The sequence below is a fragment of the Halarcobacter sp. genome (assembly GCF_963676935.1).
Taxonomy (GTDB): domain Bacteria; phylum Campylobacterota; class Campylobacteria; order Campylobacterales; family Arcobacteraceae; genus Halarcobacter.
Window position 1 is genome coordinate 519,837 of record NZ_OY781470.1, and the last position, 13,780, is coordinate 533,616.

Sequence of the window (13,780 nt, forward strand, 5' to 3'; positions counted from 1 at the left end):
AAATGAAAAAAAGTGTTGTTATCTATGGATATTCTATATTAGGCTCTAAAATAGCAAAAGTACTAAAAGAAAAGGCTTATAAAGTTATTATAATAAGTTTTATAGATGAACAAATAATTAAAGCTAAAAAAGATGGACATGAAGTTATAAGTTCAACACTTTTAAATGATAATGAATTGATTGAGATTGGAATTGGAAAAGATGTTGATTCTTTATTTTGTGTTAGCAATAGTAATAAAAATAACCTTTTTGTTACTTTATCAGCTAGAAATTTAGATAAAAATTTAAAAATTATTTCAACTTCAAAGACAAAAGCCGAAGCAAAAAAGCTACTTATAGCGGGAGCTACAAAAGTATTAAATCCAAATGAGCTTACCGCACAAAGAATATATAGACATATGACTAAACCTTTGATGTTAAAGGTTTTAGACGAAATTCTATTTAGTAAATCAGATTTAAATATCTCAGAAGTATATATAACAAAAAAATCTATTTTAAATGGAAAATTTTTAAAAGATATAACTATTCATAAAAAATATAATATTTTACTTATTGGTATAATGGATAAAGAATTAGGGGAACAATTTATTTTTAATACAAAAGGGATAAATCATAAAATTGATGAAGGAGATATATTGGTTGTAGTTGGGCAAAGTGCTGAGTTGGAGAAGTTTAGAGAGTTTACACAGGGAGTTGAAGTATGATGCAATTTAACTTTTTTTTAAAGTTATTAAAAGAGTCGTTTAGGGATCTATTACCAATAATAATAGTAATTTTATTTTTTCAATTAGCTATTATTCAAGCAGTACCAGATGGATGGGTGTCTACTGCTATTGGTTTAGGTATAGTTGGTGTAGGACTTGCGATTTTTTTACAAGGTTTAGAGATAGGGATATTTCCTATTGGAGAAGGATTAGCTAGAGATTTTGCAAAAAATGGCTCAATGTTATGGGTATTGATTTTTGGATTTTTAATTGGTTTTGGTACAACAATTGCCGAACCAGCCCTTGCGGTAATTGCTGATAAAGCAGCTTCCATATCAAGTGGTAGAATTGATGCTACTATTTTAAGATTAGTTGTTGCAGGTTCAGTTGGTTTTGCAATACTTCTTGGTGTATTTAGAATCTATAAAGGTCATGGAATACACTATTATATTATAGCTGGATATATTTTAGTTGTAGGAGTAACATTTTTTGCTCCAAAAGAGATTATTGGTTTAGCATATGATTTAGGGGGAGTAACTACTTCAACAGTAACTGTACCCTTAGTTGCGGCCCTTGGAATTGGATTAGCCTCTTCAATTAAAGGAAGAAATCCTGTAATTGATGGTTTTGGTTTAATTGCTTTTGCTTCCTTGACTCCAATGATATTTGTACAAATTTATGGTATTGCTGTTTATAATCTTGTAGAAGCTAAAGAGGTAGCACAAGTTGTTGTTGAAGCTAATGTATCAGTTTCGACAAATATAACTATTGAATCTGTAATTCATGGTTTAGGCTCTGTTATAAAAGACGTTGCACCTATTTTATTAATTATTTTATTTTTTCAATATGGAGTAATTAAAAAAAGAATTGATAATTTAAAAACAGTAATATTTGGATTTGTATTAGTAATTGTTGGTTTATATGCTTTTATCCTTGGTCTAGAGATGGGATTATTCACTCTTGGTGAAACTATGGCTTATCAACTTACAAAAAGAGATTCTGTATTTGTAATTTATGCTTTTGCATTTGCAATTGGTTTTTCTACAACAATGGCAGAACCAGCACTTATGGCTATTGCAAAAAAAGCAAAAGAGATAAGTGATGGTAAAATCAACGATTTTGCTTTAAGAATTTTTGTTGCTTTTGGTGTTGCAATAGGTATTGCTCTTGGAGCATTTAGAATAGTTGATGGTGGACATATTCACTACTATATCATTTTTGGATATATTTTAGTTATCACATTAACATGGATTGCGCCAAAATATATTATCCCAATTGCATATGATAGTGGAGGAGTTACAACTTCAACTGTAACTGTACCTTTAGTAGCAGCACTTGGTATTGGACTTGCTACAAATATTGAGGGGAGAAGTCCTCTTATTGATGGTTTTGGACTTATAGCATTTGCTTCACTTTTCCCAATGATAACAGTGATGTTATATGGTATTATTACTGAAAAACTTGGTGTTAAATCAGATACAGAGATTGAAGCTGCAAATATTTTAAGAGATGCCTTAATCGATGCAGAAAATATGGATTTAGCTACTGTAAATATTGATGGAAGTGATAGAAGACACTCATTACCAATGGATTTTTCAGCAGTTGTTATTATTGTTCCAAATGATAAGAAAGTTGATGCAATACAAGCAGCTAATAAAGCAGGTGCACCTGGTGTTACTGTTCTTAGGGCAGATGGTATTGGACTTGGTCAAATGGATAATTACTACAGACCATCTTTTGAAGCAAATCAAGTAGTATTATTGTTCTTATTACCTCAAAGTTTAGTTAATCCAGTAATAAAATCTATTATTCATACTCTTCATTTAACTACAACTGGAAAAGGTATTGCTTTTGCTTTCCCTCTAACACATATGAAAGGGATTAGTTTAAGTAGACATGATATTTTTGTAAATAGAAAAGATCATAAAAATCCTGAAAATAATACAGAGAAACTGATAAAAGAGGAAGAGGAAAAATTAACATCAAAAATTGTGGAGCCTGTTTTAAATGAAGCAGATAAAAAGTAAAGAGGAGATTGAAAATATTATTAATACAGGTAAGCCTGTATTAATATATTTTTCAGGAGAAAATTGTTCTGTTTGTAAAGCTTTAAAACCAAAAGTTGAAAATGCAATTGTAGAAAATTTTTCACAAATGGAAAATTATGAAGTAAAAGCTGATATTTATAAAGAGATAGCAAGCAATTTTTCGGTATTTTCTATTCCTACTATATTAGTCTTTTTTGATTCAAAAGAGTTTTTTAGAAAGAGTAGAAATATCTCTATTCAAGCTTTTGTTGATGAGTTAAAAAGACCATATTCACTTTTTGTAGATTAGGAAGATTATGAAAACAAATATTATTATATTACTTATTATATTTATAGCAATGCAATTTATTACAATAGATAAAACAAATGAGGCTACACCTAAAGAGTTAGAGATGAAAATGCCTGAAAATATATATAATTTAGTTAAAACAGCATGTTATGATTGTCATTCAAATGAAGTAAAATGGCCTTGGTATTCAAATATTGCACCATTTTCTTGGGCTATAAATACCCATGTAAAAGATGGAAGAAAAGCTTTAAATTTTTCAGAATGGGAAAATTATCCAAAAGAAGAAAAAGAGAAAAAAATAAAAGAGATATTTAGAACTGCATATGCAGCAATGCCATTAAGAAGTTATCTTTGGGTTCATAAAGAAGCAGATTTAACAATGGAGCAAAGAAAGATGATTCGAGATTGGACAGGAGTTAGAAGATAGTTTTGAGAGAAGAAGTTCAAGAGTTATTAGACGATAAAAAAACACTACTTACAGTTACTTATTTTAAACTTCAAAAAATGTTTGAAGAGAAATATGGAAAAAATACTGTAGTTCTAATGGAAATAGGTACATTTTTTGAGGTGTATGAAGTAAATAATGATGATGAACAAATAGGAAAAGCAAAAGAGATAGCTGAATTATTAAATATTCAATTAACAAGAAAAAATAAATCAATCTTGGAAAACTCAAAAGAGAATCCTATTATGGCAGGAGTTCCTGCTATCTCTTTAGAAAAACATTTAGCAAGGATAATATCTGAACAAAAATACACAGTAGTAATAATAAGACAAAAGGGTTTACCACCTAAAGTTACTAGATACTTAGATACAGTTGTAAGTCCCGGAACAAACTTTGATTTTGTAATTGACCAAGATGAAAACAATATTACTTCACTTGTAATTGATGAGATAAAAGGTATTTATCTAGTTGGATATTCTGCAATAGATGTTACTACAGGAAAATGTTTTTATAATGAGATACATGGAACAAGTGAAGATAAGTTTTTTGCACTTGATGAAGTATTTAATTATATGAATATGCATAAAACAAATGAGATAGTTGTAACTTTCAAAGATAAAAATATAAATCAAAAAGAGGTTATAGATTATCTTGAATTAAAACTAAAAACTTTTCATATAGGCAATTTTATTCCAAAAATAACTTACCAAAATGAATTGTTTAAAAATGTATTTAATATAGAATCCTTGCTTACAGCTATTGAACATCTTGATATGGAAAGAGTTCCTCTAAGCTCAGAATCACTTGCAATATTAATAGATTTTGTAATAGGGCATGATTCAAATATTGTTCAAAAGCTGTCTTTCCCTGTTAAACTTGATGTTAGTAAATATATCTATTTAGGAAATAATGCATTAGAGCAATTAAATATAATAGAGACAACTCATAATCCAAGTTTAATTAAACTCATAAATAATACTTCTACTGCAATGGGGAAAAGACTTTTAAAAGAGAGGTTAACTCATCCTATTAAAGAGAGTAAAGAGTTGTTAAGAAGGTTTGCTTTGTCTAAAGAGTTGTTTGATTATCATGCACCTATTGAAAATGAACTAGCAAATATTTATGATATAGAAAGACTTACAAGAAGAATAAAACTAAATAGACTTCATCCTTTTGAGTTAAACTATTTATATGATTCATTGTTAAGTATTAAAGAAGTAGTTACATTTATGGAAAACTACAAATTTATAACTCCACCTTGTTCTTTAGCTCAACTTCAGATGTTCATTGATTCTATTGAATCTACTTTTGATTTAAGTGTATCTGGTAAGTTTATGTTAAAAGATGTTGAATGTAATATGGTTTGTAATGGAATAAATCATCAAATAGATGAATTAAACAAAGAGAATGAAGAGCTTTATAAAAAGCTTGAAATTCTTAAAAATCATATCTTAACGTTTTTAGGAAATACTGATGGAAACTATGTCTCAATTCAAAGGTTAGATAAAGAGGGTTTCTTTTTAAGCCTAACAAAAAATAGATACAATTCAATAAAAGATGAACTTTTAAACTCTCATTTAATTGTTGATGATGAATTATTATTATTTAAAGATTTTAATATAAAAGTTCAAACAACAAATGTAAAAATCTCTTCTAGTTTAAGTGATACTATATCTGATAAATACGTACATAATCTAAGAAAAATTATTGAATTAAACAAATTAGTTTTTAAAGAAAAGCTATTAGAATTTGAAAAAAAGTTTGCAACTCTTTTAGAGGACTTAGTTCAATTTATTGCTGAGGTTGATTTAACTGTATCAAATATTAAAACAGCAAAAAAATACAATTATGTTGCGCCTAAAATAGTAAAAACAAAAGATGATGAAAACTTTTTAGAAATAATAGATTTAAGACATCCAATTATTGAAGCAAATGAAGAACAAGGTATTTATGTACCAAATGATATTATATTAGGTGAACTCTCTTTAGCTAAAGAGGAATATCAAAACAATGTAATAATTAAAAACTCAAACCCTATAAATATGTTTGATAATAAAATGCATGGTATTTTACTTTATGGTATCAACTCTTCAGGTAAATCCTCATTGATGAAATCAATAGGTATAGCAGTTATTTTGGCTCAAGCAGGATTTTATGTACCTTGTAAATCAATGAGGTTTTCTATCTTTGATTCAGTATTTACAAGAATAAGTGGAGCTGATAATATAGCAAAGGGACTTTCATCTTTTGCAGTTGAGATGCTTGAGCTTAAAAATATTTTTAATAGGGCAACAAAACAATCTTTAGTTTTAGGTGATGAGATTTCCCATAGTACAGAAACAATGAGTGGCTTATCAATAGTTGCAAGTGCTATTTTAAAACTTGCAAAATTAGAATCTTTATTTGTTTTTGCAACACATCTTCATCAACTTCCAGAAATTGAAGAGATAGCAAAACTAAAAAATATCATCTCTTTACATCTGTCTGTTATGTATAAAGATGAGGAAGATAAACTTATCTTTGATAGAAAACTAAAATATGGAAGTGGGTCATCTATGTATGGTTTAGAGTATGCAAAATCACTTCATATGGATAGAGAGTTTTTATCTGTTGCAAATGATATTAGAAAAAAACTAACAGATGATTATTCTCCTGTTGAAAGACTTACAAAAAGAAAGTCATCTAAATACAATAAAGATGTATTTGTTAGTTCTTGCGTAATTTGCGGTAAAGCTTGTGATGATGTACACCACATAAAAGAGCAAGCAAGAGCAAATAAAGATGGCTTTATAGGTCACGTAAATGCAAATCATAAATATAATCTAATACCACTTTGTAAAGAGCATCATAAAATGGTACATGATGGAACTATAAATGTAAATGGTTTTGTATCAACTTCAAAAGGTTTAGAGTTGCATTATACAATGGTAGATGAGGGAAAATAGATAGTTAAATCTCTTGATAGTTATTTATTTTTCCCTCTATTTTAAAAATTGAACCATTATTATATTTATATGTAAATTTACCAAATAACTGATACTTAACAATTGTATTAACTAATTTTAAACCTAAAGTTTTATTAGATAGTTCAAGAAAATCTTTTATCTCTCTTTTCCCATTATCTTTAATTATTATGATAATTTTTTTATCTTTTGGATTCGAAATTATAAGTTCCAACTTATTTTCTTTTTGATTAGTAAAAGCATATTTAAAAGCATTTGTTATTAGTTCATTTAAAATAATACCAAGAGGCATAACTGCTTGTATATCAAGTTCTAACTCATCAACATCAATAGTTAAATCTAAATTCTCATTTATTGAGTAAGAGCTAATTATTGCATTTATTAAATCAATTACATAATTTTTTAGATTTATTCTATTTAAGTCTTTTGATTCATAAATTTTTTGATGAATTAATACCATAGTAAAAATTCTTTCTTGAATATCTTTTAAAGCTTTTTTTGTTTCTTTATCTTTCATATTTAATTCTTGAAGTTGAATCAAGCTTATTGTTAATGTAAGATTATTTTTAACTCTATGATGAATTTCTTTCAATAATACTTCTTTTTCTTCTAAAGATTTTGAAATAACATTAGTCTTATCTTCTACTCTTTTATCAAGTATTTTAATATTATTTTCAAAAAAATTTAACATATTATCAAAAGACTCTCCTAAAATTCCAATATCATTATCACCTTTTACATTTGATCTTATATTTCTATTACCTTTCATTACTAAAGTTGCAGTTTTTGTAAGTTTATTAATATCTTTTAATATCTTTCCAAAAGATACAATAAAAATTAGAAAACTTAATAAAATTGCTATTAATGTTTCATTTAGAAAAGCTAAATTAGCTTTTGAATTATTAAGTATTTCATTTTTTTCAACAGTATATTCAAGTAAAAAAGAGCCTTTACCTACCCAAGTATTATTTAAATCAATAATCCAAGTTAAATAACTTTTACCTTTTACTTGGTGTTCAATTGGTCCTTTATCTTTTGCTTTTAGTATTTGTTTTATAGATAAATCACCAATAGATATATCTTTTTGCTCAGAAATTCTACTTATATAATATGATTCTTTTTTAAGAGCTATTTGTTCATTGTTTATGCTAGGTTTTATTTTAAATATAGCTTTTTTGGCAGTTTTTAAATTCATATTTGTTAATGTATTTATTTGTTCTTTTAGATTCAATTTTAAATTTTTTCGATTTTTATTTAATTTTTTAAAGTAACATCCAATTGATAAAATTAAATCTTTATTTTTAAATTTGTGGTTATAAAATAGGTATTTAACTCTTCCATTGGTTTTATACTCTTGCCATTTCTCAAACTCTTTATTAATATTTTTTTCAAAAGGATTAATTTTTATTATTTTCTCATATCTAAAATTATTACCAACAAAATTATAAGAACAATAGTTTGATATCTGATTTTTATTGAATAAATTAACAATTTTATATGGATTTTTAATATTTTCTATTGATAAATCAAATTGTTTTAATTGTTCTTGTATCTCTCTTTTACTTAGTTCCCTTCTCAGTTTTGACTGAATTTTTATATAATTTGAAATTACGATAAGTTGTTTTTTTGTATTTAGTAAAGTTTTTGTAATAAAATTAAGTTCTTGATTATAATTTTTTTGTTCAATTTTTGGTAGAGTAAGGAAGTTTTTACTAATTATAAAAACAATTACAAAAATAAAAAAAGATATCAATATTTTTGTAGTAAAAGAATAGTATTTAAAATTTAAATAATTAATCATCTGATTCTATTAATTTTATTCGATAACCTATCTCATAAATATTTTCAAAAGGGTTTTCCCCTAATCTTGATTTTAGTCTATAAATTAGTGATCGTAATTTTGACAATTCACAAATATCTTCTCTCCAAATATATGTAAAGATAGTTTCAAAACTAACAATTTTCCCTGGATTAATTGTTAGTATTTCAAAAAGTTTGGTTTCTATTTTAGTTAAGGGAAATAATTTTTCATTCAAATAAAATTCTGATGAAAGTTTATTAAATTTCATATTTTTATCTATATGTATAAAGATATCTTCTTTTAGTTGTTTATTTAGATTTTTTTTATTATTAAAAAAATATTTATGTTTATGTATGGCTGTATTAATTGCAGCTTTTAAATCTATTTCCTTGCAAGGTTTAACTAAAAAAGCATAGGGTTCTGCTTCTAATGCTTCATCCAATATTTTATTATTACTATATGAAGTTAAGAAAATTATAGGGATATTAAGATTTCTCCAGATGATTTTTGCGACATCAATTCCATTTTTATTTGCATTATTTAAATTTATATCCATCAGAACAATATCTGGATAATTATTTTGAGCACTAAGTATAGCATTATCTGGGGTTGTAGCTATACTACAAAGTTCATAACCAATTTTTTTTAGGTTTGCTTCTACAGCTAGAGCAATAATTGGCTCATCTTCAACAATTAAAATACTTAAATCTTTTTTTATTACTAAATTATTTGACATTTATTTTCCATTTAAAAAATATTATAACGAAATTTTTTTTAATATTATATTAATTTTGATAATAGTTATTAAAATTATTTTTCTGTCATTTTTCATCGATATAATAAAATCATCAAAAAAAGGAGAGTTTATGGAAATAAAAAAAATTAGTTTATCTTTAGCTGTAATACTAAGTACTACTTTATTTGCAGATGATGAATCTACAAGATTAAGTGAAGTAACAGTTGTAAGTGCGTCAGGATTTGAGCAAAATATAAAAGATGCTCCAGCTACTATATCAGTGATATCAGCTGAAGAGATTAAAAATAAATCTTATTCAGATATTAGTGATGTATTAAAAAATGTTCCTGGTCTATTTATTACAAATGGGGGTTCAAACCAAAGTATCATGATGAGGGGTATGGGGGATGACTATACCTTGTTTTTAATTGATGGTAAACCAATGCAAAATGATCAAGTGTTTACACAAAATGGTGGTCAAGCTGGTGTTCAAATGAATTTTTTACCTTCTGTTGATAATATTGAAAGTATTGAAATTATTAGAGGACCTGCATCTTCACTTTATGGTTCGGATGCGATGGGAGGTGTAGTAAATATTATTACAAAGAAAAAATCAGAAGAAGTATCTGGAAGTGTATCTTTTGAATATTTAATGGCTGATTCAAACAATAAGGTAAATAATGATGGTCTAAATACAAGTTTTACTTTAAGAAGTCCCTTAATTGACGATTTTTTATATGCAAATCTAAGTGGTAGTTTTAATTACAATGATGAGAGTGATTTTGCAGGTGGAGGTACTGAGAGTACAGGTAGTGATCCTGAGTATAAAAATAAAAAATTAGCTACAAAATTTATTATTACACCAAATGATAATAATACTATTGATTTAGAATATATGTATAATAAGCAGGAACGAACACATACGCCAGGGAAAAGTTTACCACTTACACAAACAATTAGAGGTGTTACTTCAGCTACAGAATTAAGTGAAATTGTTTCTTATAAAGATACTTACTCTATAAGTCACGAATATAAAAATGATAATTTTTTAATTAAGTCATATATTACATATGATGATGCAAAAAATCCTTCAAGAAGGAATACTACAACTGGTAATTATATAATGTCAGATACCCTTGTTGTAAATTCACAAGGAACAATATTTTTCGATAATCATGTTTTGTCTTTAGGTGCTACATATAAAGATGAAACTTATAAAGATGGAGCTACTAACTCTATTAATACTGCAGGTTATACAACAGTAGATAGATATCAATATTCTCTATTTGCTGAGGATGAATGGTCTTTAACGGATGATTTATCATTATTTTTAAGTGCTAGATATGATGATAATGAAGATTTTGGTTCAAATATTAGTCCAAAATTATATACTGTTTATCATTTAACTGATGAGATTACATTAAAAGGTGGTGTAACAACTGGATATAAAGCTCCAAACTTAAAACAATCAAGCCAAGATTTTTTAGGTGTCTCAAGAGGTGGAAACTATTTTGGTAATCCAGATTTAGAACCTGAAACAAGTGTATCTTATGAAGCAAGTATATCTTATGACAATGCTGATGACTTAAGTGCTAGTTTAACTGTTTATAAAACTGATTTTGAAGATATGATTACAAGATCAGATTATTATGTTTGTCCTAGTGGAACGAGCACTTGTAACTACAATGGTGAAACTTACACAGTATCAAATAGTTATGGTTTTAAAGAGATGATAAATATTGATGAAGCAGAAATTAAAGGTATTGAATTAACTACAGATTATCAAATTACTCAAGATTTAAAGTATAGACATTCATATACTTATACAGATTCTGAACAGAAAACAGGTTCAAGTGCGGGTGAACCTTTAAATGATATTTCAAAACATATGTTTAATGCTGGAGTTGATTGGGATATTACTCCAAAACTATTATCTTGGGCACAAGTTAACTATAGAAGTAAAACCATGAGTAAAGAAACACCATCTTATATGTTTGCTGATGTAGGTTTAGTTTATAGGATAAAGTCAGATGTAACTTTAAAAGCAGGTGTTTATAATATTACCAATAAAGAAGTTACTTCAGATGAAGGCTACTCTTATGTACTTGATGGTAGAAGATACAGTTTTGCCATAGATATTAGATTTTAATAGTTTAAAATCAATGCTCAAGTCTTTTGCGAATTTTGACTTGGCATTGTTTTAAACAAAATTTAGAAAAATAAAAAATATAATGGAAATAATATGAATGTTATAAGAATTTTAATCGCTATTCTAGGAAGCTATATTTTTGCTTCATTAGCATCTGTTACATTAACATTTGCCTTGCCTTTTGATAATAAAGCAGAAGCAATTTTACTTGCGACAATGTTTTCTTTTATTATTTGGACTCTTGCAATAATTTATTCATTTAGTAGTGTTTCAGTTAAAAATCTATTTTTACAATTTACTTTTATATGTATTAATTTATATTTATTTAATGCATGTTTCATGGCAATTAAAGGTGTATGATGGCAACAGGATTTAGATCAAAAATGACTTGGCTTCATACTTGGAGTGGATTAATTCTTGGGTGGCTACTTTTTGCCATATTTGTAACAGGTACAAGTGCTTATTATAGGGGGGAGATAACTTTATGGATGAAGCCTGAGTTACACAAATCTCAAGTTTCTGAAAAAACTTTTGAAGTGGCTATTGATAAAGCATTAGAAAGTTCGAAAAAATTTACAAATGTAAATGTTTCTTTACCTAACAGTAGAACAAATTTAATAAGTATTAGAGAAAATGGTGCAATATCCAATAAAAATACTAATAGTTTAAAAAATAGAAAAACTAATAAAAATATTAAAGGGCATAGAGATTTTGATAATAATCCTCAGAAGCTAGATAAACAAACCTCTCTACTGAAAAATAAAAGGGAAGTAATTCGAAGTGGTAAAGAACAAAAAGCTAATGGTTCAGCAAAAGCTGCTCAACAAAGAAAAGGTAAGAAAAGAAGAATCCCACCTAAATATTACGATGCAACAACTGGTGAACTTATAAAAGAGACTACCAATACAGCAGGTGGAAATTTTTTATATAGATTTCATTTTGAATTATATTCTATTCCAAGAGAAATTGGACGATGGATTGTTGGTATTGCTTCTATTGCAATGTTAGTTGCAATTTTTACGGGAATAATTATACATAAAAGAATATTTAAAGATATATTTACATTTAGAAATAAACATACTACAAGAGGGTGGATGGATGCACACATTTTGCCTGCAGTTGCTTCTATACCTTTTCTTATAATGATTACTTATTCTGGTCTTTTACTTTTAGGAAATACATTAATGCCTTGGGGTATGAAAATGTACTATGGAAATGATTTCTTAACTTATAGAAGTGATAGAAGTCAAATAGGTAAATCTTCTCAAAAATCAGAAGAAATAAAAAACTCTATTAAAGCAAATACTTTAGGTAAAAATCCTAATAAGAAAAATCAAGAATATATAGGTAAAAAGAGTAATACAAATAGAATTTTAAATGCTAATACTCAAAAATATATTAAAAAATATAACAATAAAAATGCTCATAGAATTTTAAATGCAAGTATGAATAAGAGTATTAATATTCATAATAAAGCATCTGAATTAAAAGAAAATCAAAGCTTTCTTTTAAAAGAGTTATCAAAAAGTAAACTCATAAATATATTGGATGATGCACAAAAAATTTGGCCAAATAATGTAGGAAGATTTTCTATAAAAAAAGATACTAACAAAAATACCATAGTAGTTGAAGTTAGTCCAAAAAATCCTACAACATTATTTAGTTTTAAAGGTAGTAGAGAGATGGCACTTTATGATGGTATTAGTGGAAAGTTATTAAAAACATCAATCCCTCCTAATGGTAATAGTATTACTGCAAATACAAATATTGCTTTATTCTCTTTACATCAGGCTTTATTTGCAGATCCTTTTCTTAGATTTCTTTTCTTTATAAGTGGATTAATAGGTATTGTCTTAAGTGGTACAGGACTTATTTTATGGGTTCAAAAAAGAAAGAAAAAAGAATTAACTAGAAATAGTTTTGGATTTAAATTAGTAGATAAATTAAATGTTGGAACAATTATTGGTATATTTATAGCTATAGCCATTTATTTTATAGTAAATAGAGTTACTACGACATCTAACAAAGAAGAACTTGAAATAGGTGGATTTTTTATTGCTTGGGGATTATCTTATATTTATGCTTTTGTTAGAAACACTAATAAAGCTTGGTTTGAACAAACAATTATAGCTATTGTTCTTTATGCAATGCTTCCTATTATAAATGCAATTACAACATTTGATAGTTTTTCACAAATCTACTCAAGAGACAATATCTTAATATATTTTGATGTTTTCTTTATTTTTACAGCACTTGTATTTGTTTTAATTGCATTTATTTTAATTAGAAAATCTAGAAAAGGAGTTAAATAATGGTTTCGATGAGTTTGTATTTAACTTATTTAGGATTATTTTTACTCTCTTTAGTTTTAAATAAACACTATAAAGAAGTATTAGGTAAAGATGCAAATAAAATTATAAAATTTGTATGTATTTGGCTAGGTTATCTAATTTTAGTAATCTCTTTATATGCAATAATACAGATTTTTGGTTTATCTTTAGGTATTACATATTGGCTTGGTTTAGTAGGGATAATCATTGTTTTTATTGCAATGATTTATACCTATTATCCAAAACTTATTATAAAGTTATCATTACTACTTTTGATAATAACTTTAGTTTTTACATTAATATAAAAAGGAAAAA

At 26.5% G+C, this 13,780-nt stretch carries 11 protein-coding genes; 9 read left to right on the forward strand and 2 right to left on the reverse strand.

Features of this window, described 5'->3' with window-relative positions; translation table 11 throughout:
* The first annotated feature begins 2 nt into the window (after window positions 1-2).
* The 5 genes from ACKU4C_RS02525 to ACKU4C_RS02545 are packed head-to-tail and all read left to right on the forward strand — an operon-like array spanning window position 3 to window position 6,431.
* On the forward strand, window positions 3-704 hold the full coding sequence (locus ACKU4C_RS02525) for an NAD-binding protein (protein ID WP_321314285.1): 702 nt from the start codon (window positions 3-5) through the stop codon (window positions 702-704).
* Window positions 701-2,731: a DUF1538 family protein gene (locus ACKU4C_RS02530; protein WP_321314286.1), complete on the forward strand. Its 2,031-nt coding sequence runs from the start codon at window positions 701-703 to the stop codon at window positions 2,729-2,731. Before ACKU4C_RS02525 ends, ACKU4C_RS02530 begins: the two co-directional genes overlap by 4 nt.
* Complete coding sequence (locus ACKU4C_RS02535; RefSeq protein WP_321314287.1) at window positions 2,712-3,041, forward strand: thioredoxin family protein; 330 nt, start codon at window positions 2,712-2,714, stop codon at window positions 3,039-3,041. The genes ACKU4C_RS02530 and ACKU4C_RS02535 overlap by 20 nt, the downstream gene beginning before the upstream one ends.
* Window positions 3,042-3,048: 7 nt before the next feature.
* Entirely contained in the window at window positions 3,049-3,468 is a 420-nt protein-coding gene (locus ACKU4C_RS02540; RefSeq protein ID WP_321314288.1) for a heme-binding domain-containing protein, read from the forward strand.
* A gap of 2 nt (window positions 3,469-3,470) precedes the next feature.
* Window positions 3,471-6,431 carry a MutS-related protein gene (locus ACKU4C_RS02545; protein ID WP_321314289.1) on the forward strand — a complete coding sequence of 987 codons (2,961 nt, stop codon included), beginning with the start codon at window positions 3,471-3,473 and terminating at the stop codon, window positions 6,429-6,431.
* 4 nt (window positions 6,432-6,435) lie between these two features.
* Here ACKU4C_RS02545 and ACKU4C_RS02550 read toward each other — a convergent pair whose 3' ends face one another.
* On the reverse strand, window positions 6,436-8,250 hold the full coding sequence (locus ACKU4C_RS02550; protein ID WP_321314290.1) for a histidine kinase dimerization/phosphoacceptor domain -containing protein: 1,815 nt from the start codon (window positions 8,248-8,250) through the stop codon (window positions 6,436-6,438).
* Entirely contained in the window at window positions 8,243-8,986 is a 744-nt protein-coding gene (locus ACKU4C_RS02555) for a response regulator (RefSeq protein WP_321314291.1), read from the reverse strand. Before ACKU4C_RS02555 ends, ACKU4C_RS02550 begins: the two co-directional genes overlap by 8 nt.
* Before the next feature lie 130 nt (window positions 8,987-9,116).
* On the opposite strand from ACKU4C_RS02555, the gene ACKU4C_RS02560 reads away from it, so the two are divergent.
* The 4 genes from ACKU4C_RS02560 to ACKU4C_RS02575 all read left to right on the forward strand — a co-directional run bounded on the left by ACKU4C_RS02560 (window position 9,117) and on the right by ACKU4C_RS02575 (window position 13,770).
* Entirely contained in the window at window positions 9,117-11,135 is a 2,019-nt protein-coding gene (locus ACKU4C_RS02560) for a TonB-dependent receptor domain-containing protein (protein WP_321314292.1), read from the forward strand.
* Between the two features lie 93 nt (window positions 11,136-11,228).
* On the forward strand, window positions 11,229-11,495 hold the full coding sequence (locus ACKU4C_RS02565) for a hypothetical protein (RefSeq protein WP_321314293.1): 267 nt from the start codon (window positions 11,229-11,231) through the stop codon (window positions 11,493-11,495).
* A complete protein-coding gene (locus ACKU4C_RS02570; RefSeq protein ID WP_321314294.1) occupies window positions 11,495-13,447 on the forward strand; it encodes a PepSY-associated TM helix domain-containing protein in 1,953 nt (650 codons plus the stop codon). Before ACKU4C_RS02565 ends, ACKU4C_RS02570 begins: the two co-directional genes overlap by 1 nt.
* A complete protein-coding gene (locus ACKU4C_RS02575) occupies window positions 13,447-13,770 on the forward strand; it encodes a DUF3325 family protein (protein WP_321314295.1) in 324 nt (107 codons plus the stop codon). Before ACKU4C_RS02570 ends, ACKU4C_RS02575 begins: the two co-directional genes overlap by 1 nt.
* Window positions 13,771-13,780 lie beyond the last annotated feature (10 nt).